The 25,055-nt window shown below is 62.4% G+C and carries 23 protein-coding genes, 1 tRNA gene and 1 riboswitch; of the genes, 12 read left to right on the forward strand and 12 right to left on the reverse strand.

The window, feature by feature from the left end; translation table 11 throughout:
* Window positions 1-100 precede the first annotated feature (100 nt).
* A riboswitch (cyclic di-AMP (ydaO/yuaA leader) is annotated at window positions 101-263 on the forward strand.
* A 4-nt stretch (window positions 264-267) separates the two neighbouring features.
* The 8 genes from AC6CH8_RS00635 to AC6CH8_RS00670 all read left to right on the forward strand — a co-directional run bounded on the left by AC6CH8_RS00635 (window position 268) and on the right by AC6CH8_RS00670 (window position 11,528).
* The gene (locus AC6CH8_RS00635; protein WP_243836700.1) at window positions 268-1,011 is read left to right on the forward strand and encodes a C40 family peptidase; all 744 of its coding nucleotides are present in this window, start codon (window positions 268-270) and stop codon (window positions 1,009-1,011) included.
* 97 nt (window positions 1,012-1,108) lie between these two features.
* Window positions 1,109-1,906, forward strand: coding sequence for an NlpC/P60 family protein (locus AC6CH8_RS00640; RefSeq protein ID WP_420180308.1), 798 nt, complete (start codon window positions 1,109-1,111; stop codon window positions 1,904-1,906).
* 389 nt (window positions 1,907-2,295) lie between these two features.
* On the forward strand, window positions 2,296-2,796 hold the full coding sequence (locus AC6CH8_RS00645) for an HNH endonuclease (protein WP_091465723.1): 501 nt from the start codon (window positions 2,296-2,298) through the stop codon (window positions 2,794-2,796).
* A gap of 43 nt (window positions 2,797-2,839) precedes the next feature.
* Window positions 2,840-3,745, forward strand: coding sequence for an NTP transferase domain-containing protein (locus tag AC6CH8_RS00650; protein WP_498188243.1), 906 nt, complete (start codon window positions 2,840-2,842; stop codon window positions 3,743-3,745).
* Entirely contained in the window at window positions 3,742-5,100 is a 1,359-nt protein-coding gene (locus tag AC6CH8_RS00655) for a molybdopterin molybdotransferase MoeA (protein ID WP_498188245.1), read from the forward strand. Before AC6CH8_RS00650 ends, AC6CH8_RS00655 begins: the two co-directional genes overlap by 4 nt.
* 51 nt (window positions 5,101-5,151) lie before the next feature.
* Window positions 5,152-7,458: an FdhF/YdeP family oxidoreductase gene (locus tag AC6CH8_RS00660; protein WP_498188246.1), complete on the forward strand. Its 2,307-nt coding sequence runs from the start codon at window positions 5,152-5,154 to the stop codon at window positions 7,456-7,458.
* 1 nt (window position 7,459) lies between these two features.
* Window positions 7,460-8,371: a formate dehydrogenase accessory sulfurtransferase FdhD gene (fdhD, locus tag AC6CH8_RS00665; RefSeq protein ID WP_498188247.1), complete on the forward strand. Its 912-nt coding sequence runs from the start codon at window positions 7,460-7,462 to the stop codon at window positions 8,369-8,371.
* A 127-nt stretch (window positions 8,372-8,498) separates the two neighbouring features.
* Window positions 8,499-11,528 carry an alpha-mannosidase gene (locus AC6CH8_RS00670; protein ID WP_498188248.1) on the forward strand — a complete coding sequence of 1,010 codons (3,030 nt, stop codon included), beginning with the start codon at window positions 8,499-8,501 and terminating at the stop codon, window positions 11,526-11,528.
* 33 nt (window positions 11,529-11,561) lie between these two features.
* Here the strand turns inward: AC6CH8_RS00670 and AC6CH8_RS00675 are convergent, their stop codons facing one another.
* From AC6CH8_RS00675 to AC6CH8_RS00705, 7 genes are all read right to left on the reverse strand, one after another.
* Window positions 11,562-12,569, reverse strand: a complete 1,008-nt coding sequence (locus tag AC6CH8_RS00675) for a hypothetical protein (RefSeq protein ID WP_498188249.1) — start codon at window positions 12,567-12,569, stop codon at window positions 11,562-11,564.
* A 2-nt stretch (window positions 12,570-12,571) separates the two neighbouring features.
* Window positions 12,572-13,468 carry a hypothetical protein gene (locus tag AC6CH8_RS00680; RefSeq protein WP_498188250.1) on the reverse strand — a complete coding sequence of 299 codons (897 nt, stop codon included), beginning with the start codon at window positions 13,466-13,468 and terminating at the stop codon, window positions 12,572-12,574.
* Between the two features lie 29 nt (window positions 13,469-13,497).
* Window positions 13,498-14,304, reverse strand: a complete 807-nt coding sequence (locus tag AC6CH8_RS00685) for an amino acid ABC transporter ATP-binding protein (RefSeq protein WP_420180316.1) — start codon at window positions 14,302-14,304, stop codon at window positions 13,498-13,500.
* Window positions 14,291-14,950 carry an amino acid ABC transporter permease gene (locus AC6CH8_RS00690; protein ID WP_011773765.1) on the reverse strand — a complete coding sequence of 220 codons (660 nt, stop codon included), beginning with the start codon at window positions 14,948-14,950 and terminating at the stop codon, window positions 14,291-14,293. Before AC6CH8_RS00690 ends, AC6CH8_RS00685 begins: the two co-directional genes overlap by 14 nt.
* Window positions 14,951-15,766: an amino acid ABC transporter substrate-binding protein gene (locus tag AC6CH8_RS00695; RefSeq protein ID WP_091465739.1), complete on the reverse strand. Its 816-nt coding sequence runs from the start codon at window positions 15,764-15,766 to the stop codon at window positions 14,951-14,953.
* A gap of 230 nt (window positions 15,767-15,996) precedes the next feature.
* Window positions 15,997-16,704, reverse strand: coding sequence for a hypothetical protein (locus tag AC6CH8_RS00700; RefSeq protein ID WP_420180318.1), 708 nt, complete (start codon window positions 16,702-16,704; stop codon window positions 15,997-15,999).
* Complete coding sequence (locus tag AC6CH8_RS00705) at window positions 16,701-17,423, reverse strand: hypothetical protein (RefSeq protein WP_091465742.1); 723 nt, start codon at window positions 17,421-17,423, stop codon at window positions 16,701-16,703. Before AC6CH8_RS00705 ends, AC6CH8_RS00700 begins: the two co-directional genes overlap by 4 nt.
* A 208-nt stretch (window positions 17,424-17,631) precedes the next feature.
* On the opposite strand from AC6CH8_RS00705, the gene AC6CH8_RS00710 reads away from it, so the two are divergent.
* Window positions 17,632-19,293, forward strand: a complete 1,662-nt coding sequence (locus AC6CH8_RS00710; protein ID WP_498188252.1) for an ABC-F family ATP-binding cassette domain-containing protein — start codon at window positions 17,632-17,634, stop codon at window positions 19,291-19,293.
* 4 nt (window positions 19,294-19,297) lie between these two features.
* Complete coding sequence (locus tag AC6CH8_RS00715) at window positions 19,298-21,211, forward strand: ABC transporter ATP-binding protein (RefSeq protein ID WP_498188254.1); 1,914 nt, start codon at window positions 19,298-19,300, stop codon at window positions 21,209-21,211.
* Between the two features lie 57 nt (window positions 21,212-21,268).
* On the opposite strand, the gene AC6CH8_RS00720 is transcribed toward AC6CH8_RS00715, so the two are convergent.
* From AC6CH8_RS00720 to AC6CH8_RS00730, 3 genes are all read right to left on the reverse strand, one after another.
* Window positions 21,269-21,682: an NUDIX hydrolase gene (locus AC6CH8_RS00720; protein WP_498188256.1), complete on the reverse strand. Its 414-nt coding sequence runs from the start codon at window positions 21,680-21,682 to the stop codon at window positions 21,269-21,271.
* On the reverse strand, window positions 21,679-22,137 hold the full coding sequence (locus AC6CH8_RS00725) for a DUF6314 family protein (RefSeq protein ID WP_498188258.1): 459 nt from the start codon (window positions 22,135-22,137) through the stop codon (window positions 21,679-21,681). Before AC6CH8_RS00725 ends, AC6CH8_RS00720 begins: the two co-directional genes overlap by 4 nt.
* Window position 22,138: 1 nt before the next feature.
* Window positions 22,139-22,211, reverse strand: a tRNA-Arg gene (locus AC6CH8_RS00730).
* A gap of 108 nt (window positions 22,212-22,319) precedes the next feature.
* Between AC6CH8_RS00730 and AC6CH8_RS00735 the strand changes: the two genes are divergently transcribed.
* Complete coding sequence (locus AC6CH8_RS00735; protein WP_498188259.1) at window positions 22,320-23,105, forward strand: DUF998 domain-containing protein; 786 nt, start codon at window positions 22,320-22,322, stop codon at window positions 23,103-23,105.
* Here the strand turns inward: AC6CH8_RS00735 and AC6CH8_RS00740 are convergent.
* Window positions 23,092-23,472, reverse strand: a complete 381-nt coding sequence (locus tag AC6CH8_RS00740; protein ID WP_420180323.1) for a hypothetical protein — start codon at window positions 23,470-23,472, stop codon at window positions 23,092-23,094. The two genes, AC6CH8_RS00735 and AC6CH8_RS00740, sit on opposite strands and share 14 nt — an antisense overlap.
* Window positions 23,473-23,513: 41 nt before the next feature.
* A complete protein-coding gene (locus tag AC6CH8_RS00745) occupies window positions 23,514-24,137 on the reverse strand; it encodes a hypothetical protein (protein ID WP_498188261.1) in 624 nt (207 codons plus the stop codon).
* A gap of 33 nt (window positions 24,138-24,170) precedes the next feature.
* Between AC6CH8_RS00745 and AC6CH8_RS00750 the strand changes: the two genes are divergently transcribed.
* Window positions 24,171-25,016 (forward strand): inositol monophosphatase family protein, encoded by an 846-nt coding sequence (locus tag AC6CH8_RS00750; protein ID WP_429331417.1) that lies wholly within the window; start codon window positions 24,171-24,173, stop codon window positions 25,014-25,016.
* Window positions 25,017-25,055 lie beyond the last annotated feature (39 nt).

Genomic DNA, 25,055 nt, shown 5'->3' on the forward strand with positions numbered 1-25,055 from the left:
TGAATGTGACATTCGCTTTCAAGTGTTGTAGCGTACAGAGCGCATCGGCTTTTTAGGGGGCCGGTGCACTTGAGTGGATTGCCTAGCTCTGCCACCGCTCAAGGTCCGTTCGCATAAATCGTCTGGCAGGGGCGGGGGAACCACTTCTGGCCTTCGAAAGAAGGCCTTGGGGTTAAGTCGCAAAAGCTTCCTTGGAAGCAGCGCGGCCGGATGACTCCCATCCGAATCCGACAGCTCACCTCGCAGGCATTGGGAGAGGCTACCTACGTGTCATCACGCACTACCCCTGCGCGCCATCGCGCCCAAACGGTTCGCACGAACCCGTTGAACACTCTTTCCAAGGCTGTTTCCTCCAACGCAGGTACCGTGGGCCGCCAGGCCGCCGTCCTTGCAGCAGCCTCAGGCCTCGTCCTCACCGTCGGCTTGCCGGCACAAGCAACAGACACCGACGTTTCCAAGTCGGAGGCCTCCAGCACCCAACAGCTGGTTGCTACCGCGGTGATTACCGCAGAACCGACAGCCACTGTCTCCTTCGAGAGCCCCACCGTGGCCACCCTGGAAGCCCCCAAGGTAGTACAGCGCGCAGCGCAGGTTACCGAGCGCGCGGCGGCCACCAGCGAAGAAACAGCGGAAGCAGTTACAGCGAAGTCTTCCGAGGCCAAGGATTCGGCCTCCAGTGCAGCTGCCTCCGGTCTCGCCGCCATTGCCTACACCGGCATCGGCTCTCCCTACGTTTGGGGCGGAACCACACCCAACGGTTGGGATTGCTCCGGCTTCACCCAGTGGGTCTACGCACAGGCCGGAATCAGCATCCCCCGCGTCAACGCCTGGACGGCCATGACGCCCACCAGCACTCCTGCTCCCGGCGACCTCGTCATGCAGAACGGCGGAGCCCACGTAGGCATCTACGTCGGCAACGGCATGATGATCAGCGCTTTGAACCCTGGCCAGGGAACGCTGCTGCACTCCGTAGCGTCCACCGGCACCTCCTCGTTCTACACCCTCCGCTAGAAAAATCCGGTTCGGGGTCGGCCGGCATTCCCCACATGCTGGCCAACCCACTACCCGCGTGCACCCCAACTGCATGCGGATACGAAAAGAGAAAATCATGACCAGTGCAAACAAGGTTGCACGGCACCGCGCTGAGGCCCCCAAGACCAGCTCGCTTGCCGTCATCGCCAAGGCCGTCAGCAACAACGCCGGTGGCGTTGGCCGCCAGGCAGCAGTTATTGCCGCAGCTTCAGGCCTGGTCCTGACCAGTGGCATCGCAGCCAACGCTGCCGATACCAACGTGGATCGCGAATCGACGTCCACGTCCACTCTTGACGTGCAGTCGGTAGTCCAGGCCACCATCGCCGCGGACTCCACTGTGGCCATCTCCTACGAGCGCCCCGTGGTCACAACGGTGGAAGCCCCGGCTCCCGTAGTAGTCGAGGAAGCTCCGGCTAAGGTTGAAGCCAAGGTCGAGAGCAACGAGGCAACCGCGGTTACCGCCAACGCAGCTCCGGCAGCCAATGCAACCGTTGCCGTCAGCAACGCGACCCCCGCTCCGGCAGCTCCCGCCGCATCCAGCGGCCTCGGTGCCGCTATCGCTGCTGCAGCTTACGCCCAGCTCGGCGTCACCCAGGACTGCACCATGCTTGTGACCAACTCCCTGGCCGCCGTGGGTATCAACTTCCACGACTGGCCCGCTGGCTACCTCTCCCTTGGCCGCACCGTGAGTGCAGCTGAAGCCCAGCCTGGCGACCTCGCCTACTACGCCAACGGCGGTTTGGCCGGACAGGCCCACATCGCTGTATACGTCGGCAACGGCCAAGCAGTTCACGGTGGATGGAACGGATCCACCACGGCACTGTTCAGCGCCAACGTGGGCTCCGGCCCGGTCTTCATCCGCGTCAACGGCTGATCCACATCGCGTAAGAGCACCCCGCTGGCTTTGGCCGGCGGGGTGTTCTGCTTTAACCCTTGCCGGCTCGTGGGATGCCCGTAGTAGTGGGCGTGCGGCCACCACCCACTTTGGTTCTGAAAGCCGCCCGACTCGCCGCAAATCACGTGTGTCGGGGCGGTTATGCCCCTCAAAGTAGGTGGTGGCGGCACACCAAGTGGCCCTTTGATTTTCCGCCACATCCTTTAACCGCGCATGAATTCTTGCCGACACTGCACGCGAAACGACGGAAAAATTCGTTGATACGGCATATAAGTGCTTACCCTTATGTTGTCGATCCACAGCCCGTACATGCAGAGGGCAGCCGGCCCTCGTGCCCCTGACGGGTGCGGCCGTGAAGAGGTACGTGCATGCGCACACTCGTTCTGAATGCTGGATATGAACCGCTGGCGGTAATAACATTCCGCCGGGCGCTGGTCCTTGTGCTCACTGGGAAAGCTAGCGTGGTGGCCGAAGGCGACGAGCCTGTCGTCGGGCCACAGGAGATACTCGGAAGACCTTCCGTGATCCTCCTCAACCGCTACATCCGTCCCCGGTACAACAGGATTACCGCCGTGAGTCGCCGCGGGGTACTTCGCCGCGACGGCCATCGCTGCGCCTACTGCGGGAAAACAGCCCACACCATAGACCACGTCCACCCCAAATCCAGGGGCGGCGCGGATTCCTGGGAAAACCTGGTTGCGGCGTGCTTGAAATGCAACAACGCCAAGAGCGACCACACGCTGGCAGAGATGGGTTGGAATCTCCGTTTCAAGCCCGGCGTGCCCCAGGGAACCATGTGGCAGATCAAAGAACTCGAGAAACCTGCGCCGGACTGGGACCCGTTCCTGTTGCCGGAATCCGCTGCCTGATCGATTTCTGCTGGTCTCCAGCCGTCCCGGGTAATCTGGGCGGATGGAGTTCAATGCCGTGATTTTGGCGGGTGGCCGGGCCACCCGTCTCGGGGGCGTGCCCAAGCCATCGTTGGAGTACGACGGCGGCACCCTCCTTTCCCATGCCCTGCAGGCGGCCCGGGGTGCTTCGGCTGTGGTGGTGGTGGGACCGGACGTTCCGGTCGGGTCGGAAAGCACGCAACTACCGGCCGGCGTTCTGCGGGCACGGGAAGAACCGGTCTTCGCCGGTCCCGCTGCGGCCATCGCGGCCGGCCTGGCTGCGTTGAAGAATAGTCCGAGCACCCCGTGGACCCTGGTGCTGGCATGCGATATGCCGCACGCTTCCCGCGGCGTAGACCTTCTTTGGGCTGCCCTCGCATCCAGTCCAAACGTGGAAGGAGCCATGGCTGTCTCTCCTGACGGACGGAAGCAGCCACTCCTGGGCGCCTACAGTACAGCTGCGTTGGAAAGGGAAGTGGCCGTAGCTTCCGGAGGCTCGGGGTTAACGAACTCTTCAGTGTTCCGCCTGCTTGCTAGGCTGAACGTGCTGGACGTTGACGTCCCCGCGGGGTCCACGGATGACGTGGATACGTGGGAGGACGCCGCGGCTTTGGGCATTAACTACGAGTTGGAGGCGGACGTGAAGAGCCAGGAAGAGACGCTCGAGGAATGGTGCCGCACACTGCTGCAGGCTTTCGAGCTTGAGGGCGTGGAAGTGGACGTTAACGAGGTACTCGCGGTTGCTGGGGTGGCAGCACATTCAGTGGTGCGCCCCGCCGCGCCCCTGACTACGTTCATTGCCGGATACGCGGCAGGCATGGCCCGGGGGATCGGTCAGGCCAGCGATGATGCGTCCATGAACGCTGCCCTGGAACTGGCCCGCAAAGTAGCCAAGGAGTACTCGGAGTCCGGGACTGACCCGGAATGACGGCGGCCCCCAACGAGGGCCATCACGCGGCACACACGTGGCAGGAGGCCCGGCAGCGCGCGTTCGATGTTGCTGCTCCCATTCCGCCGGGGCCCGTGCCGCTCAGCTCCGCACTCGGCCGCACCCTGGCGTCCGATGCCCTGGCCCTGCAGGACATGCCCCACTATGCTTCGTCGGCCATGGACGGGTGGGCCGTCAACGGCAGCGGCCCATGGATCCTGACCGAGCCCGGGCAGCGGCTCGCACCGCACCAAGCGAGTCCCATTGTCACCGGCGGTCTGATACCGCCCGGTGCCAAGGCTGTTCTGCGCAGCGAGAGCGGCGTTATTACCACGGACGACGACGGCCTGCCGGTTCTTGCGCTGGGCGGCACCGCCAAACCGGGCGAGCCCCGCAACGGCCAACACATTCGTAAAGCTGCAGAAGAGGCCGCTGAGGGTGACGTCCTGTTGAAAGCCGGCACAGTATTGAATCCGGCGCATATTGCCTTGGCAGCGCTGGCGGGTTTGGACCACGTGGAAGCCCTCGGAAAACCGTTGGTCCGGTTCCTCCTGACGGGTTCGGAAGTCGTGGCACGGGGTGTTCCCATGCCCGGGCAGGTCAGGGACACCTTCGGCCCGCAGCTGGGTGCCGTCGTCGGGCTCTTGGGCGGTATAGCAGGGGAGCAGCTCAAGGTGGGCGACAGCTACGAGGAGTGGATTGCCGCACTTCGGGACACAGAGCCCTCAGCAGATGAACTGACACCGGACGAACCGTACATCGAAGCGGAGGCCCCTGCCGACGTCGTTGTTACTACGGGCGGAACGGGACGCTCGGGAACGGACCACCTCCGCAAAGCCGTGGCTGAGCTGGGAGGCAGTTTGCTGATCGATGGCATCGCGATGCGGCCGGGCCATCCTGCCGTGTTGGCGGAGCTGCCTGATGGCCGGTTTGTGTTGGGGCTGCCGGGGAATCCGCTCGCCGCGATGATGGCCTTGTTTACCGTCGGGGGCCCGCTTCTGGCTGCTTTGGGCCACGGTCGCTTGGAAGAAGTGGGTGAGGTTCCCTGTGGCACCACTATCGACGCCGACCCCGGACGGACCCGCTTGATGCCGTTCAAGCTCGTGTACGGGCTGGCGTCGCCGGCGCAGCATGCAGGTCCCGGAATGATGCGTGGCTTGGCGGGCGCACACGGTGTGATGGTGGTGCCGCCCCACGGTGTCCAGTTAGGCGAGATGGTGCCAGCGTTCGCATTGCCTTGGGGGAAACCGCTGCCCGTGCCGAAGGCGCCGGAGGACAAGGCCCGAAAAGCCGCGCCCCGGCAACAGAGGAAGGCTCCTTCCGGACCGGTTGACTGGAGCGCGTTGGACGCTTGAGGGGCGCCTTGAGCGGATTCTGGACTGAGGACAAAGTGCAATGATGGACTCATGAACAGGCATGCTCCAGAACAGGACATCAACGAAGATGACCTGCAAATCCACCCGCCCAAACAAGCCGCGGCAGGCCTTAAAGCTGTCACGGTTGCCCTTGAACGAGGTTACGCCCAAGCCGGAGTGACCCGCACGGTCCGTTCCATGCTCAGGGTCAACCAGCATGATGGTTTTGACTGCCCTGGGTGTGCATGGCCGGAATCGATCACCGGCAGGCGCAGCCCCGCAGAGTTTTGCGAGAACGGCGCCAAGGCCATCGCCGAGGAGAGCACCACCCGGACAGTAGGTGCCGAATTCTGGGCGAAGCATTCCCTTGCGGACCTCGAGGACAAGACGGAGTACTGGCTGGGAAGCCAAGGAAGACTTTCCGAGCCGGTTGTCATCAAACCAGGCGACACCCACTATTCTCCGATCAGTTGGACTGACGCCTTCGCTTTGATCGGCGAACACATCAACGCCACCACACCTGACAAGTGTGTGTTCTACACCTCCGGCCGGACGGCCAACGAGACGGCCTTCATGTACCAGTTGTTCGCGCGGAGCCTCGGCACCAACAACCTTCCAGATTGCTCCAACATGTGCCACGAGTCCTCCGGCAGCGCCCTCAACCCGACCATCGGAATCGGCAAAGGCACTGTTTCCCTGGAGGACATCCACCATGCGGAGCTGGTTCTGGTTGTGGGCCAAAACCCGGGAACCAATCACCCCCGCATGCTGTCCGCCCTCCGTGACTGCAAGAACAACGGCGGAAAAATCATCGCCGTCAACCCGCTTCCCGAAGCCGGCCTCCTGAACTTCAAGGACCCCCAGTCCCTCAACGGTGTTATCGGCGGCGGCACCACCATCGCAGATGAGTTCCTGCAGATCAAAGTGGGCGGCGATCTCGCGTTGTTCCAGGCGCTGGGCCACCTGCTCCTGGAGGAAGAGAAACGCAAACCAGGGACCGTCGTCGACCATTCCTTCATCGGGAAGCAGACCGAAGGCTTCGAAGCCTATAAGGAAGCCCGTTCGGTGCTGGACTGGGCTGAGACGGAACGCGCAACAGGGCTGAGCCGGGAAGAGATCACCAACGCAGCCGGGATGATGGCGGAGTCGAAGGGAACCATCATCTGCTGGGCGCTCGGATTGACCCAGCAACCGCACTCTGTGGATACGCTCCGCGAGATCATCAACCTGCTTTTGCTGCAGGGCAACTTCGGCAAGCGGGGAGCCGGCGCTTGTCCCGTCCGCGGCCACTCCAACGTGCAGGGCGACCGGACCATGGGCATCTGGGAGAAACCCAAGGAATCCTTCCTGGCCGCGCTGGACAAGGAGTTCGGCTTCCACATGCCCCGGGATCACGGCTATGACTCAGTGGAAACCCAGCACGCCCTGGAAAAGGGCGAAGTGGATGTCTTCGTCTCGATGGGTGGAAACTTCGCGGCGGCGGGATCGGACACGGTCGCATTGGAAGATGGCCTGAAGAAGGCGGGACTCACCGTCCACATCTCCACCAAGCCCAACCGGGCACACATCGTCCACGGCAAGACGTCCCTGATTCTGCCCACGCTTGGCCGGACGGACACTGATGACAAGCACCCCAAAGGCAAGCAATTCCTCTCGGTGGAGGATTCCATGTCCGTCATCCACAAAACGCAGGGACGGCTGGAGCCTGTTTCAGAACACCTCCTGAGCGAACCGGTGATTGTGGCACGAATGGCCCAAGCGACGCTGGGGGACAGCCACAGTGTGGACTGGCGTGCCATGGCCGAGGACTACGACGTGATACGCGACCATATCTCCCGCGTCATTCCGGGCTTTGAGGATTTCAACGCCCGGGTCCGCACCAAGAACGGCTTCGTCCTCCCCAACCCTCCCAGGGATACCCGTACCTTTGCCACGGACATCGGCAAGGGGCGTTTCTCCGTTCGGCCGCTTGAGTACCTTGAGGCACCGGCAGGCCATCTGATCCTCCAGACTGTCCGCAGCCACGACCAATACAACACCACGTTCTACGGCCTGGATGACCGGTACCGCGGTGTCTCGGACGGCCGCCGGGTGATCCTGGTCAATCCTGGTGACCTGCAGGAATTGGGCTTCGAGGACCGTGACCTGGTGGATGTCATCTCTACTTTCGCGGGGACGGAGCGCCGTGCCAACAAGTTCCGCCTCATCGGGTACCCCACGGCCAAAGGATGCGCCGCAGCGTACTTCCCGGAGGCCAACGCCCTGGTGCATCGGGAACTGGTTGCCCGGGAATCCAACACCCCCGGCTACAAAGCAATGACCGTGCGCTTCGTGAAGCATGAGGAGAACGGATCCTGATATGGGACGAGTAACCCAGCGCCGTAAGGTCCACAAGTTTGTCCTGGATGGCTCACCGCAGGCGTTGGAGCATCCCATCCGCTTCAAGGAAGATGTCCTGGCCGTGGAGGAACCGCTGGAGATCCGCTTGGGTGACATGTCTTTCTCCGTGACCATGCGGACCCCCGGAGACGACTTCGACCTCGTTGCGGGATTCCTGGTCTCGGAAGGGATCGTGTGGGAGCGGGGACAGCTGGTCTCGGAGCGTTTCTGCGCTGGTGAGGACGAGAACGGGGTGCAGACCTTTAACGTGGTGGATGCACAGCTTCGGCCTGACGTTGAACTACCCGACACCGGCCGCAACGTCTACACCTCCAGCTCGTGCGGAATTTGCGGCACGGACTCCATCGATGCCGTTCGCAAGTCCTCGCACCACAGCCCCAAGGAAGACCGCATCACTGTTCCGGTACGGGCGCTCGCCGCATTGCCGGACCGCCTCCGTGAGGCGCAGGCGGTCTTTGACAAGACCGGTGGCGTGCACGCTGCCGGCCTTTTCAGGATCCACGACGACGGCACTGCGGAGCTGCTCTGCCTCCGGGAGGACGTGGGCAGGCACAACGCCGTGGATAAAGTGGTGGGCTGGGCCTTGCGGGCGGGTATGTTGCCCCTCAAGGGGACTGTCCTTCAGGTTTCGGGCCGGGCTTCGTTTGAGCTCGTCCAGAAGGCTGCCATGGCAGGAATACCCGTATTGGCGGCTGTGAGCGCACCCTCCAGCCTTGCGGCGGAACTGGCGGAGGAAACGGGGATTACCTTGGCCGGTTTCAGCCGCGGGCTCAGCCTCAATGTGTATGCCGGGCGGGACAGAATCGTCGCAGAAGATGCTCAAACGGACCCGCAAGCCGTGGGGGATAGCCGGCAATCACTTGGCTATTGAGCTGGAACAACGTAGATTTTATCCATCGATTGGAAGCACGGCGACCCAAGATTCGCCGCCCGTGCCCAGCATTCTCGGGGCGCGGTAACAAGCCCTGTCACCCAGCGAACGCCCAAAGGGGAATTAATTGCACGACGACCGCCGGATCACTGAACAGCGTCTCGACCGATTTGTTCGGGAACGCATTCTTCCGGCCATTTACGGCAGGGCGATTCCGCTTCAGCTCAGCAGCTGGGACGCGCCGGGCGAACCCGTGCCCGCCGCGGAAGCGCTGCGCCAGGTTTTCACTCCGCAGGAGCCCGGTGCCGCGTGGGGCAAGGCCTGGAGCACCAAGTGGCTGCGCCTCCAGGGAGAGGTGCCGCAGGACTGGGGAATGACGGATTCCACCACTGTGGAGATCATCGTCGATCTTGGCTTCAACAGCGATGTCCCGGGGTTTCAGTGTGAAGGCACCGCATGGCGCTCCGATGGAAGCATCATCAAGGCGATCTCGCCCAGGAACTTCCACGTTCCGCTCAAGCTTCTGGGCGGAGGGCACTCCGTTGACTTCTATGTGGAGGCTGCCTCCAACCCGGATGTAGCGCAAGGATGGTCCTTCGCCCCCACATCGTTGGGGGATAAGGCCACCTCCGGCGAGGAGCCCCGGTACCGCCTGGGCCGCATAGCAATCGCTGAACTGAACGAAACCGTGTGGGAACTCAACCAGGACATCTGGACCCTCAGCGGCTTGATGCACGAACTTCCCATGGACATGCCCCGGCGCCATGAGATCCTGCGCGCGCTTGAACGCATGCTGGACATTATGGATCCGGACGACATTGCCGGAACCGCTGCCGCAGGCCGTGCAGAGCTGACGCAGGTCCTCAGCCGTCCCGCCTACGCGTCCGCCCATGAACTCCTGGCTACCGGCCACGCACACATCGACTCCGCCTGGCTGTGGCCCGTCCGCGAAACCATCCGCAAATGTGCCCGTACTTTCTCCAACGTGGTGGCCTTGATGGATGAAGACCCGGACTTCGTCTTCTCCTGCTCTTCGGCCCAGCAAATGGCATGGATGAAAGAGTTCTTCCCTGAGCTCTTTGTGCGCATCAGGGAAAAAGTGAAGGCCGGCCAGTTCGTTCCGGTGGGCGGCATGTGGGTGGAATCAGACACCAATATGCCAGGCGGCGAGGCCATGGCCCGCCAGTTCGTGGAAGGCAAGAGTTTCTTCCTGAACGAGTTCGATATCGAGTGCCAGGAAGCCTGGCTTCCCGATTCATTTGGCTATTCCGGTGCCATTCCTCAGATCGTCAAGGAAGCCGGTTCGCGCTGGTTCCTCACGCAGAAAATCTCCTGGAACAAGGTCAACCGGATGCCTCACCATACCTTTGCGTGGGAGGGCATCGACGGCACGCGGCTGTTTACGCACTTCCCGCCCGTGGACACTTACAACGCTGAACTGCACGGACGTGAATTGGCGCATGCACAGCGTAATTATCGCGAGCACGGCCGCGGGACCATGTCCTTGGTGCCGTTCGGCTACGGCGACGGCGGTGGCGGACCGACGCGCGAAATGGTTGCCGCTGCGCATCGTACGGCGGATTTGGAAGGCTCCCCGAAGGTCCGCATGGGCACTGCCAAGGACTTCTTCACGAAAGCCGAGGCCGAGTACAGCAATCTCCCGGTCTGGGTGGGTGAGATGTACCTGGAAATGCACCGTGGAACGTACACGAGCCAGGCCAAGACCAAGCGTGGCAACCGTCGGAGCGAACACCTCCTGCGTGAGGCCGAGCTGTGGTGTGCCACTGCCGCTGTCCGGCTCGGTGCGGCATATTCCTATCCCGCGGACGAACTCAAACGTCTCTGGCGGCTGGTCCTGCTCCAGCAGTTCCACGACATCCTTCCGGGCAGCTCCATCGCCTGGGTCCACGAGGATGCGGAGCGCAACTACGAGGCCATAGCCAGGAATCTCGAGGACATCATCAACCAGGCCGCTCAGGCCTTGGTAGGTGAGGGGGATCAGCAGTTCCTCTTGAACGCCGCGCCGCATCAGCGCAGCGGCGTGCCTGCATTGGGTGCGGCCCAGGCAACGACGCCGGATTCCAGTGTTCAGCTGGACGAGCTGGAGGACGGCTACGTCTTGGACAACGGCATCATCCGCGCGGTCCTGAACCAGGACGGCCTGCTGACGTCCCTGATTGACCACGCCAGCGGCCGCGACGCCATCGCTCCAGGACAGGCCGGGAACCTGCTCGAGCTTTTCAGGGACACTCCAAACGAGTGGGACGCCTGGGACATCGAAGAGTTCTATCGCCGAAACGTCACACCACTGACCCAAGCGGATGGCGTCGATGTTGAGCGTTCGCCGGTCGGCGTCGTCGTCGTGGTCAAACGCAAGGTGGGTGCCTCGACCATCACCCAACGCCTGACTCTCGACGCCGGTGCGGCGTCGTTGGGGATCGCCACCACGGTGGACTGGCAGGAACGAGAAAAGATGCTCAAGATCGCTTTCCCGCTGGATGTCAGGGCGGATCGTTCAGCGTCGGAAACCCAGTTCGGTCACGTTTTCCGGCCGACGCACACCAACACATCCTGGGAAGCGGCCAAGTTTGAGATCTGCGCCCACCGCTGGATCCACGTCGCCGAGCCCGGCTACGGCGTTGCAGTAAGCAACTCCTCAAGCTACGGGCACGACGTCACCAGGGCCGTCCGTGCCGATGGCGGAACCACGACGACGGTCCGCACCTCGCTGCTTCGCTCCGCCCGGTTCCCGGACCCGGAAGCAGACCGCGGAAGTCACACACTTGAGGTATCCATCAGGCCGGGCGCTGCGATCGCCGATGCCGTGGAAGAGGGCTACCGCACCAACCTGAAGCCGAGGTTCATCTCTGGCGAAAGGCCCGTGGAACCGCTGCTTTCCGTGTCCAATCCGGCAATCGTGGTGGAGGCTGTCAAGCTGGCCGAAGACGGTTCGAGCGATGTTATTGTCCGGCTTTACGAGTCGTTGGGGGAGCGCTCAACGGGCCTCCTAACGGCCAACTTTGAGTGCTCTGATGCATCTGCCACGGACTTGCTGGAGCGCCCCTCGGAAGCCCCCGGAGTGGCTGTGGAGGAGGGGCGCGTGGTCAAGCTGGTGCTCCGGCCTTTCCAGCTGGTAACGCTGCGGTTTGTTCGCTGAGGTTTGCCCGCGGAGTGGCTCTGCCCGTTGGGGTCACTCTGCCAGTTCTGCGTCGATAGCATCTTTCAGCACTTGAACCCGAAGGGGAATCACAGTGTCATGGTGTTTGATTTGGGCTGCGACGTCCTTCGAGAAGACATCCTCAACCAAGGTGGGCATGTCCTTTACTCCGCTAACGTAGCGTTTTGCGGCGAAGTCGAACTCTGACCTGTTGTTCTTTATCCGGGTGTTGAGAGCCTTGAGTTCGTCGGCAATCTTGAGGTATTCCGCTTCCGGGGCATTCCGGGCGGTGGCGTCATCGATCTTCTTGACGTACTCATCCTTGAGCCGAACGAATTCGTTGTAGTTCTCCTCGGACTTCGCGGTCGTTTCTGCGTGCGATTCCAGCTGTGCAATCTCGTTGTCCAAGGTGCGGGCAAACTCAACGTAGGAGACGTTCTTGGACTGCTTGAGTTGATTGACGGCTTCCCGGCAAGGAACAGCTGCTTGGGCCAAGAGCGTTTGGCGTTCCCGGAGGTTGGCAGCTTTGGAGCCCACAAAGAGTCCGCTGCACCCGGCATCTTCCCTGAACAGGCCTTCGAACCGGGGGTATGACTCCACCAGGCCCTCCATGGAGTCGAGGTAGGTCTGGTAGGAATCGCCCAGCTGGGCTACAGCCACACCGATCCCATCCGTTTCTTCACCTGCGCCATACCCATTCTGCACATCGCTCATGGCAGTCCGTGCGGAATTGACGGCCTGTTGGAACTCGTCCCGCTCTTGGGCGGAGTTCTTCTCAGCGTCCTCACGTGAAGCGGGGGCGTTGCGCGCCTTCTTGTAGGCGGCCAGGTAGGCGTTGACCGCGGGCTGGATCTTGTCCCTAGCCTCAACGAGTGCCGTTAGGCGCTCATCTTTCACGAGGGCCAGGCTTTCCCTGCGCTGCTGACCAGCGAAGTTGGTCAAGGCGATCACCACTACTGAGGCAACGACCGCCAGCACAACGGCAATGGCAAGAGCGATAAGGACCGGGCGGCGCTTACTGCGAACGGGTTCACTGGTCATCACTATTTCCCCTCACCGGATGCTGCATCAAACTGTTCCAAGCTCTTCTTGAGTACGCCTTCGAATTCGGAGTTTGAGCTGTTGGCGCTTTCGATGATCTTTGAGTATTTGTCCTTGGTGGCAGTTTCATATGTTGTTTGGGCCTTGGCGAACGCATCATTGATATCCAACAGTGCAATGCCCGCAAGGGTGCTCTTGCTGAGGCGCTCAAAGGTGTCCTTGCTATTGAGCACTTCCTGTTGCTTGTCCCGCTGGCCTCTGATGACGGCCTCAACGTCCGTGAGCAAGGTGGTGGTCTCGGCGTCGGCACCTTCCTTGGCCGTGTTCAGCGCTGCCAGGCACTCATCAGCACTCTTGACGTAGTCCTGTGCGTAGGATTCGCTCGCAACGTTCAGCGATGAATGCAGGGCCGCGCACGGCCCGCCCACAGAGCGGTAGATGTTGGAAGTGTTGACCACCAGTTGATCGTTATAGGCGATCACCGCACCGTACTGGTCCTTGAAGCGGTTGAAGGATTCGGCGACTTCCTGATCCTGCATGGCCGGCGATACCGCCATGTGTTCCAAGCGGTCACGATTTGCTTGTGACTCACGCACGATCCGTTCACGGTCCTGGCTGAGGACTTTGTCCTCTTCCGCCTGTCCCGCTTTTTCGGAAATGGCGTTCGAGTACCGGCCCGAAAACTGTTGGACCAAGGGGTCATAGAGGTTCATCGAGTTGTCCACGATGACGCGCTGCTTGTCCAGGCGGACAACATCGGCACGGCCTGGTCCTGCCGAGCGGGAGAGGGCGAACCAAGTGCCAAGCCCTGCGGCTACCAAGGCGATCACTATGGCAACCACAATGATTGCCGTACGCTTGGAGCCACCCCGGCCGGGCTCGCTGATTGTCTCTTCCAAATTCTTATCCCCCATATTTGTAAACCGCTTTAGACGTCGTGCTGCAGCCGCTTGACGAAGAGCTTGGTCCGTTCTTGGCGCGGTGCCCGCAATACCTCGGCTGCCGGCCCCCGTTCCACTACGACGCCGCCGTCCATGAAAATTACCTCGTCCGCCACATGCTGGGCAAAGGCGAGCTCATGGGTCACGATCACCATGGTCCAGCCCTCTTCGGCGAGTTCTTTGATGACACCCAGGACGTCCCCCACAAGTTCGGGGTCCAGTGCGGACGTGGGCTCGTCAAACAGGAGCAGTTGAGGCTTGAGTGCCAACGCCCGGACGATTCCCACGCGCTGCTGCTGGCCGCCTGAGAGCTCAAAAGGGTAGGCGTCCCGCTTGTCGGCAAGACCAACTCGTTCCAGCAGGCGTTCGGCCTCGGCAATTGCCTCGGCGCGGGGCCGTTTTTGGACCTGGACGGGGCCTTCGATGATGTTCTTCAGCACGGTCATGTGGGGGAAAAGGTTGTAGTGCTGGAAGACCATTGCGCTCCGGTCGCGGAGCGCAGCCACTTCCTTCTTCCCCACTTTGGCGCCGAAGTCGATGGCGAGCTCAGCTGAGGAGTCGCCGCTTCCAAAGGTGACCGTGCCGGCGTCGGGAATTTCCAGCCCGTTGAGCGAACGCAGGACCGTGGTCTTGCCGGAGCCCGAAGGCCCGATCAGGGCCACAACCTGGCCGCGCTGGATATCGATGTCGATATCGCGCAGGACCACGTTGCTTCCGAAGGCTTTGGCAAGGCTCCGTGCCTTCAGGACCGACGTGACGCGCGGCTGCCGGGCGGGTTCGTTAGTGAGCGACATAGCGGTCCAATCTCTTTTCCACGGCGGATTGCGCAGTGGAAAGAACCAGGCAAATGACCCAATAAACCAGGGCTGCCTGCAGGTAAAGGGCCATGAACTCCTGGCTGAATGCGGCGATCTGCTGTGCGTTGCGGAACAGTTCAGTAACCAGGATGAGCGAGGCGAGGGACGTGTCTTTCACCAGGGAAATGAAGGTGTTGGACAAGGGAGGAACGGACACCCGTGCTGCCTGCGGCAGGATGATGCGCACCAGGGCCTGCGGACGGGACATTCCGATAGTGTGGCCGGCTTCCCATTGGCCCTTCGGCACGGAGAGGATGGCAGCACGGATGATCTCGGCTGCGTACCCGCCCACGTTCAGGGAGAAGGCAATGATGGCGCTTGGCCAGGGATCAAGCCGGATGCCGATGCTGGGCAAGCCGAAGAAGATGACAAAGAGCTGCACCAGCAGCGGAGTACCGCGGATCACCGAGACGTAGAAGCGGCCGATGCCCGAGAGCAGCCAGTTTGGGCTCAGGCGCATCAGGGCAACCACCAGCGCGAGCACCAAGCCGAAGGCGAAGGACGCGAGGGTCAGCGGAATGGTCCCCGTGACGGCGCCGGTGATGAGTGGACCGAAGGAACTCCAGATGAGGTCCCAGTTCATCTATTTGGTGACGTCCGCGCCGAAGTACTTTTCCGAAATCTTGGCCAAGGTGCCATCGGCTTGGAGATCAGCGAGAGCCTTGTCCACTGCGGCCGTGAGTTCCGTAGACCCTTTGCGGAAGACCATGGCGCTCTCGGTCTTCTCCGGTGCTTCGGCGGCGACCTTCAGACCGGAGTCGGGAGTGTTCTTTGCGTAGTCCAAGTACGTGAGTTTGTCGTTAACCGTGGCATCCACGCGTCCTTGTTGCACCAGCGTGGCGGACTGCGCCCAGCCTTCTACTGCCTGGACGTTGGCGCCGGCTTCAACTGCCATCTTGTAGAAGTTGCTGGTCAGTGACTGGGCGGTGGTTTTGCCCTTGAGGTCTGCGAAGCTGTTGATGCTGCTGTTGTCCGCTTTGGTGACCACTACGCCGGTGGAGATGGTGTACGGCGTGGAGAACTCGTATTTGGCCTTGCGCTCATCATTGATGGAGATCTGGTTGGCGATGGTGTCGAACCGCTTGGATTCGAGCCCGGCAAAGATGCCGTCGAACTGCGTTTCCTGGAAGGTAGCCTTCACGCCAAGTTTCCCTGCCACGGCCTGGGCGATTTCGACGTCGAACCCAGTGAGCTCCCCGGCTCCGTCAGCATGGAAGCTGAAGGGACGGTAGGTACCTTCGGTGGCGATGACGAGCTCGCCCTTGGATTTCACGTCTGAAAGTGATGTGTCCCCACCGGATTGGGCGGGTGCCGATCCTCCACCGCATGCAGAAAGTGCAAGGGCGGCCGAGGCCAGTGTGGCTGCGAGGACAGAGCGGCGGGAGCGAAGGCTGTTCATGGAGCCATCTTAGTCACCGCTTGGGCAAGGCTTGGCGGTCGGCTTGCGAAAGGGCCGTTAAAAAGGCTGAGTGGGGGCGGTCCCCAACAGCCCGCCACCACTCATCCCCCCAATTGTGATCACGTGGGCGCCACATCCACCGGAAACCCGTTCTCTGATTCCGGTGTCAGGCTGCAAGCCGCGTTCACACATTCATGATTGTGCCACGATCTAATGGTTTTGTGAAAGTCTTACGCCGAGAGACGTTGCTTTCGCCGCGCAAAAGACTTGGAGAACCAAATTCCAGCGAGTCCCAGGCATGTGAACAGGGCAGCCGAATAGTTGATGAGTACCCGCAACCAGGCCTCCGAAAATGGAATGAGGGGAAAGAGTTGGGACGACAGGAGCAAGGAAAGTCCCAACAGCAGGAACCCCGAGGCCACCCGCAACAGTATGGGGGCGGTGCTCGCTACGGTGCGCCAGATGGCAGGTACCAGGCAGGCCGCCACGAACCCCGGATACAAGCGGCCCATCGCCGCGTATCCATCCAGGGAGGGCCCCCATTTCAGTCCGCTCATCCCCGCCGAGGATCCTTGCGTGTCCGTGATGACGAAGAAGTAGATAGTCAGTGCACCAACGATTGCCGCGGCGGTGATCCCGACAGGTCCTCGGATGGCGCGCACGGCTGAGGCTGAGCCGAAAGCGGTGGCGATCTTGATGCCCATGAAGAAGAACGTGCCGTACAGCAGGAACCGCAGGATCAGGTTGCCGATGTTCATCCCGCCGAGCCAGCCGTCAATGACCAGATAGGGTGCCTCGATGCTGATGAGGATGCTCAGCGAGATCAGCGAGAAAATGTAGAAAACCTCACGGTTCTCCCCGCGCAAGGCGCTCGGAACCCGGGCGAGGGTAATCGCCAGGCACACTGCCAGCGTGACCCAAGGTAGGACAGCCGTCATCCGAGGTTCTCCCAAATTCGTTCAGTTCGTTCGTGGTCTTGTTCCTGCCGGCGCAGTGTCTTACCGAGCGCCAAAAGCCGTTCTCCGGCCAACGTCACCAATCGTCCCTGCGACAACTTGTCCAGCGCTTCCTGACGGGCATTGGCCGGCCACCCTGCTTCAGCCTCAGTGATCAGCCCGCCGGCCACCAAACCTCCCGCAGGCCCAACCCCGGCCGCGCGCGATGTTGCGATGGCCAACTCCGGCGGAAGCCTGTTTGCGGTCAGATGGGCGGAGAAGTTCTGTGGCGCAATCCCGGTGGCGTCGCTGACCCGGTGCCGCAACTCGCCGTCGTCGATCGCGTCCACCCAGTTACGCACAGAGGTCGGGTGCGGTGGTTCAGAAAGACGCGGAGCGGGGGCTGTACCGGGCTCATTCCGGTCCACCACTGCACGCAGCAGATCGATGGTAGCCACCTGGCTGACGAGTTCGCAGGGCGTGGGCGGGACGGGGTCACCCCGCAGTTCGGCGTAAAGATCGAAAGTGGACAGGGCTTGCACGGGATTGATGTGGAAGCCGCGGCTGATGCTCACCAAAGTGGACTCGGCAACCTTGCCGCGTACCAGCTGCTGGGCCAGTGTTGTTCGCTTGATGCCGGCGATCCTGCAGACGTCAGCAGTGCTGGCATCGGGCGCAATGCCATGAAGCCAGCGCTGGAACGCCTTGGACGGTAAGGGCATGTGGGACTTTCCTGGACGGGCCGCGAGGGCAAGGCTGCGTAAGCCGTAAGTGGGAGTACGAAACGATTTTACGCCGAAGCCACATTGAATTATGCTTGATGATTGAACCCGCTGGTCCGCACACCCCCCAAGTCCGGACCAGCGGGTTTTTCCATGCCCGCGGGAATCGCGGCCTGAATTTCTGCGTTCCCTTGCTGGAGGATAGACAATGACTGCAACTTTGGTGGCCAAGGATCTTGCCGGTGGTCATGGCCATCGCACACTTTTTTCGGACCTGTCCCTAACCGTCGCGCCAGGCGATGTAGTGGGTGTGGTGGGCGCGAACGGTGCCGGTAAGTCCACGCTGCTGCGCATTCTCGCCGGCGTTGACCAGCCCCAGGCAGGGAGCGTCAACCTGGCGCCTTCGGACGCTTTCGTAGGCTGGTTGCCGCAGGAACACGAGCGTACCGCTGACGAAACGATCGCGGCATATATTGCGCGACGTACTGGCTGTGCCCAGGCAACAAGCGACATGGAATCCACCGCCGAAGCTCTCGGCTCGGGGGCTCCCGGCGCAGATGACGCCTACTCTTTGGCCTTTGACCGGTGGATGGCCTCCGGCGCCGCAGACCTGGAGGACCGGGTTCCCGCTGTCCTCGCCGACCTCGGCTTGGAGCTTGGCGCCGACGCCCTCATGACGGGCCTTTCCGGTGGTCAGGCTGCGCGCGTGGCTTTGGCCGCCTTGCTGCTCAGCCGCTTTGACGCGGTCCTCCTGGACGAACCCACCAACGACCTCGACCTTGACGGACTCGCCCGGCTTGAGGCCTTCGTCCAAGGCCTCCGGGGTGGTGTGGTCCTGGTGTCGCACGACCGCGAATTCCTGGCCCGCTGCGTCACTACCGTGGTGGAACTGGACCTCGCCCAGAACTCCGTGGCTGTATACGACGGTGGCTACGAAGCGTTCCTCGAAGAGCGCGCCGTGGCCAAACGCCATGCCCGGGAACGTTACGAAGAGTTTGCGAACACCAAGGCCGACCTCGTCTCCCGTGCACGCACCCAGCGTGAGTGGAGCTCCCAAGGCGTCCGGAACGCCATGAAGAAAAACCCGGATAATGACAAGATCCGTCGCGCCGCGAGCAGCGAATCGTCGGAGAAACAGGCCCAGAAAGTCCGCCAAATGGAGTCCCGTATCGCGAGGCTCACCGAGGTGGAGGAACCGCGCAAGGAATGGCAACTGCAGTTCAGCATCGGCCAGGCGCCCCGCTCAAGTGCCGTCGTCGCCACCTTGCGCAACGTCGTCGCCCGCCAAGGTGACTTCACGCTGGGTCCAGTGAACCTCCAGCTCAACGGCGGCGAGCGCATAGGCATCACCGGACCGAACGGGGCCGGGAAGTCAACGCTTTTGCGCCTGTTGTTGGGGACGCAGGAGCCGGACGACGGCGACGCCTCCATGGGTGCGTCCGTGGCCATTGGCGAAATTGACCAGGCGCGCGGACTGCTCGACGGCGGGCGGCAGCTTGGCGACGCTGTTGAAGCTGTGCTGGTGGACTGGAACAGTGCGGATGTGCGGACTCTCTTGGCAAAGTTCGGGCTCAAGGCGGATCACACCTCCCGCACAGTGGATTCGTTGTCTCCGGGGGAGCGGACCCGTGCTGCGCTTGCGTTGCTGCAGGCCCGTGGCGTGAACCTGCTGGTGCTGGACGAGCCCACCAACCATTTGGATCTTCCAGCCATCGAGCAACTGGAGGAGGCGCTGGAAAGTTATGAAGGCGCGCTCCTGCTGGTCACGCACGATCGCCGGCTGCTGGAGAACGTCAGGCTCGATTCGCGCTGGCATCTGGAAAACGGACAAGTGCAAGAACTCCACCACACCCCAAGCCAGGAGAAGTAACCCGATGAGCATGGACCGCGTGGCCTGGAGCTCGCTGTACAACATCACTACTGCCAAGAGTGGCTCGAAGCCGTTCTCCAAGGAGACCTTGAAGCGGGTGATGGCTTTTGCCGCGCCGCATAAGGGCAAGCTCATCGCCTTTGTGATCGCCTCCATTGCGGGTGCTTTCCTGGCCGTCGCTACTCCGGTCTTGGCCGGTCAGGTGGTGGATGCCATCATCGCCAACGCCGGCGTGGGAACTGTGATCTGGTTGGCTGTCCTGATCGCCATAGTCGCCGTTGGCGAGGCGGGCGTGGGCTTGGTGACCCGCTGGCTGTCTTCCATCATTGGCGAGGGTGTCATTGTGGACCTCCGCACACGGGTTTTCGATCATGTGCAGCGCATGCCCATTGCGTTCTTCACCCGAACCCGAACCGGTGCCCTTGTCAGCCGACTGAACAACGATGTCATCGGAGCTCAGTCCGCCTTCGCCGGCACGCTGTCCGGCGTGGTCAGCAATGTGGTGGCTCTGGTCCTGACACTTGTGGTCATGCTCAATACTTCTTGGCTGGTGACCGTGCTTGCCATGGTGTTGCTGCCGATCTTCCTGATTCCGGCGCGGCGGATGGGCTCCAAACTGGCGGACCTCCGCCGCGAAGCTGCCGCTCATAACGCTGCCATGGGCACGCAGATGACGGAGAGGTTCTCCGCGCCGGGCGCCACGCTGGTGAAGTTGTTCGGCCGCCCGGACGAGGAATCCCGTGAGTTCGCTGAGCGGGCCGGCCGGGTCCGGGACATTGGGATCCGGACTGCCATGCTGCAGTTCACGTTTGTCACGGCCTTGACCTTGGTGTCGGCACTGGCTTTGGCCTTGGTTTATGGCCTGGGCGGTTGGCTGGCAATTGGCGGGCAGCTGGCACCCGGTGACGTGGTGGTTCTCGCTCTCCTCCTCACCCGGCTCTACGCTCCGCTGACGGCGCTGTCCAATGCCCGCGTGGAAATCATGAGTGCTTTGGTCAGCTTTGAGCGGGTCTTCGAAATTCTGGACCTTAAGCCGCTGATCACCGAGAAGCCGGAAGCCGTCACTGTTCCGGCGGGACCTGTGGCTGTGGAATTCGACGACGTACGCTTCTCCTACCCTTCCGCCGAGAAGGTGTCACTGGCTTCCCTTGAGGACGTCGCCACCCTGGATACCCGGGGAGGAGAGGAAGTTCTGCACGGGGTCAGCTTCCGGGTGGAACCGGGGCAGACCGTTGCCCTGGTGGGTTCCTCCGGTGCCGGCAAGTCCACGGTGGCCCAGCTGCTCTCGCGCTTGTACGACGTCGACTCCGGCACAGTGCGCCTTGGCGGCCAAAAGCCCGGAACAGGCGTGGACGTCCGCGATCTCAGCTTCGATTCGTTGCGGGACACCATGGGCATGGTGACCCAGGACGGTCATCTCTTCCACGAAACCATCGCATCCAACCTGCGCCTCGCCCGGCCGGACGCTACGGAAGCCGACATGTGGGATGTGCTCCGGCGCGCACGTTTGGAGCCGATGATCCGGTCCTTGCCTGATGGCCTGGAAACCGTGGTGGGGGAGCGTGGCTACCGGCTCTCCGGTGGTGAACGCCAACGGCTCACCATCGCCCGCCTGCTGATTAAGCAGCCTCGCGTCGTGATCCTCGACGAAGCCACTGCCGCGTTGGACTCCACCAACGAGGCCGCCGTCCAGGCGGCCTTGGGCGAGGCACTCGAGGGGCGCACCGCCGTCGTGATTGCCCACCGGCTGTCCACCATCCGTGCTGCTGACGCCATTCTGGTGGTTGAGGACGGCAGGATCGTGGAGCGTGGCACACATACCGAGCTGCTGGCGGCGGATGGACGATACGCCGAGCTGTATCAAACCCAGTTCGCCGAAGCCACGGCGGTGGCCCAGGAAGCGGTCCCGGAGCTGTAACCCATGTAGGTCGCAGTTGAGGCCGTTCTGAGCTGTCAAAACGGCCTCAACTGCGACCTACTTGGGCGGGGTGAGCGCTGGAAGTACGTGGTCGGTGAGCAGCGGGGCCAAGTCCGTGGGAAGAGGCGCGTCGAGGTCCAGCCAGCGGATCTCGGCAATCTCCGCCGAGGGGTGCGCCTCCCACGTTCCGGGCGCAGTAAAAACGGTGGCTTCGATGTTCGTTGCTGCCTCGTTGGCCGCCACAGCCAGCCACACGCCGAGCGGCTCGAGGCGGTTCGGTGCCACCTCGATGCCGACTTCTTCCAGGAGTTCACGGGAAGCGGCCTCCGCAGCGGTTTCACCGGACTCTGGTTTGCCACCGGGGTGCATGAACTTCTCAGTGCCACGCTTGCGGACGGTCAGGAGCTGGCCTTCGTCGTTGTAGACGCAGACGGCGCTTACGACGATCAGGTCCGTGCCGGATGTACTCATGATTGCCTCCCGGCGTCAATCCGGACCAAGTGCGATTCAAGCAGCAGGTTCTTGGCGGGCCCTTGGACATCCCACGTGAAGCTGAACGAGTCAGGACCCTCCCAGAGGTAGCTGACCCGGTAGGCGTCGGGGTCGCACCAGTGCTTATCCTGGTTGCCCTGTTCGGAGAAACTCATCACATGGAAGGGCCTGCCGTCGGGGAAAAGCACGTCCATCGACTCCGGCCCGGAACCCGGTTTCAGGAGGTACTCGCGGAATGCCGGACCCGAATGGGTAGGCCAGTGCATGGTTCCGTCTTCGCGGTAGTCCAGGCCGCCGTCGGGGTTCCGGGTATAGCGCACGACGCCGGTAAAGGTTCCGTTGGTGCCGGACGTCCGGTCCAGGAGGGTGCGCTCCACAACCCAGCTGCCGGCCAAGTAGGCCTGCAAGTCCTGGGTGGGCTGCTGGTGGTTCAAGTGCCCTCGATTGGAATCGAACCAACGACACCGGCTTTAGGAGAGCCGTGCTCTATCCACTGAGCTACGAGGGCCTGTGTGTCCATGGCTCTTAATCCCACTGCTGGAGCTCGAGGGCCCGGACACGACTACAAGCATACAAGCTGCGGGGACGCTGCCCGAACACCGCTAGGCTGGCGTTCATGAAAGGGCACGCGACTGCACCGGCGCCAGCTGTATCGTTCCTTCCGGATACCCGTGGCATCAGGGCGAACATCGGAGGGTGGGCGCAGCTGAGCGTGGTCCAATACTTCGTGGCCGAGGCCGCCGTGATCGAGGCCTGGGCAGGGCCCGAGCCCTACAGCAGGGCCACCGGATTCATTAGTGACCTCGGAGCAATTTCCTGCGGGATCTACGAGGACAGAGCCGTCTGCTCGCCTTTGCACTGGCTGATGAATGCCTCGTTCGTGGTTCAAGGCCTAGCCCTGGTCCTTGGCGCGCTGTTCCTGACGGCAGGGTTGCTGAGTGTGGCCGCGCGGCCCGGAGTAACGGCACGACGATTTCGTGCCGTAGCAGGAGATTCCCCGCAAACCCGGGTCTTGACCGTTCCTTGGATACTGGCTGTCGCCATCCGGATCCTCACCGGTGTCGCCGGAGTGGGAACGGTGTTGGTGGGACTGGTTCCCGAAGACCTCGGATCGCCCTGGCACTTTGCGGGCGCACTGATGTTCTTCATTGGGGGAGGTTTTGCACTGCTCCTGTTGGGCATCCTGTGGTTCCGTCAAACCCCGATCAGTTGGTTCCTCGCTGCCTGCGGGCTCGTCTGTATTGGTGCCTTGGTCATCGGCGCCATCACCGGGATGGAGGTGCCCCAGCCGGGTTTGCTGGAGCGGTTCATGGGCTACCCGGTGACCATCGGCCTGGCAGCGGCCGGTTTGGTGATTGCCCAGCGTGTCCACACGGAACGGAAAGTACTCAGGGCACGCTGAGGAAGTATTCGCGGAAGCTGTTGAGGGAGGAACCGCCCGGGTAGCCCAGATCCCGCGCGCTGGCGGACACGGCATCGTCCGGTGAGAAGATACTGATCCCGAACGTACCTGACTGAAGCTCTTCAGTTTCTTCGAGCATGGGCGGAAGCGCGTTCCCGAGCACGTCAGCGAGGACGTCCGCGTCGTGGCTGCTTCCGACCAACTTGACGGTGATGAAATTTCCGGACGTGTTCATGTTGACGTTGAGCTTGGCGGATTCAACCCCGGGTACCGACAACGCGGCTGCCTCCAGGTCCTTGCCCAGGCGCTCAGCTTTGGACGGGCCCCCGAGCCCGCAGGCGGAGGCGCCCAAGATGAGCAGGCCCATGGTTAAAGCTGAAACGGCGGGTTTGAAAAACCTTCGGAAGCTCACTGCTTGGGGCTCTTCCTGCCCAGGAACACTGCCAGCACGCCGCACAGGAGACTGATCAGGAACAGCACCCACGACGCGACGGTGACAGCTGAGGCCAACGCCACCGAACCGGCGTCGGGCGTTCCCATGGCCAGCACGGAATCGATGGCGACGTTGGACCACAGGTGGGCCACGCCGAACAGCAGGGGAGCGGCCCACATTGCCCAACGCCACGACTTTCGCGCCACATTGGTGCCGATCAGCAGGAGCCAACTGAAGCCGAAGATCAGCGGAAACAGGGTGCCGGCAGTCTTGTGGACGTAGTTGAGCTGGCCACGTGCCGAGTCATCCATGGCCGCTCTAAGCTGGACGATGTAGTCCTGTGAGAAGCCGCCAATCAGCGAATCCGGCATCGCCAGGCCACCGGAGAGCTGCGTCATCTGGTTCAGGGTGAGCAAGTGCAGGTACCAGAACAGGAACAGGCTGGCCACGACACCAGCGATCACAATGAGTTTGGAGTTGCTCTGCGCCTTTTGTGGGGTGCGCTGCGTGGTGGTGTTGATCACAGGCGGTAGCGAGTGATCGGGAACCACTGCCTTTGCTCCGTGCTTCTTGACGCGCTGGGCTGGTGTCTTGGCCATGTCATCCATTATTCCGCCACATAAGCTGGATCCATGACCACCGGCAGGCACACAGCAACTGAACTCGATCCTTCACTGGATGACTACCAATTGGCCAGCGCACTGGTCCGCGAGGCGGGCCAGCTGGCGCTGCTCATGCGGATGGGGGGACTGCAGGGCGAACGCAAGACGTCAGTGTCCGACGTCGTCACTGCAGCCGATCACGCAGCCGAGGCTTATGTTCTTGAACAGTTGCGGCGCTGCCGTCCGGAAGACGGCATCCTCGGCGAGGAGGGTGCCTCGGTGGCGGGGACGAGCGGCCGGACCTGGGTGATCGACCCCGTTGACGGCACCTACAACTTCCTCCACGGGTCCACATACTGGTGCTCGGCCATCGCCCTCAAGCGTGACGATTCGGACCGTGGCGGCAACCCGGTTGCCGATCCCGAGGTGTTGCTGGGGGCCATCTACCAACCCGAACTGGATAAGCTCTGGCTGGGAGGGGCGGAACGTCCGGCCACCCTGAACGGCGAGGCGATCACCGGTTCGGGCGACCTCCCCGTTGGCCAAATCTCCGCAGCCACGTACATTCACCCCACCTGGCTCGCAGACCCCCGCGCGGCCATGCCATGGCACGCAGCCGCGGTCTCCGCGGCGTCGCTGCGTATGTTCGGTTCCGGCTCCTGCGACCTCGGCCGGGTGGCTGACGGGGAGCTCGGCTGCTGGTTCCAACACAGCTGCCCCGAATGGGATTGGCTCCCCGGCAAGGCGATCGTCCGCGCTGCCGGCGGGGACACCGCCGTCGTGCAGGTCAACGGATTGAATTGGTTCGTGGCGGGAGGCCCGACGGCGGTGCGCGAGTTGAGCGCTGCCCTCACCTCTGTTCCCCAATTTGCCTAGCATCAGCCGCTGCTGACCGCGTCGCCTTATAGTGTCAGG

This window comes from Paenarthrobacter sp. GQ52 (genome assembly GCF_059759005.1).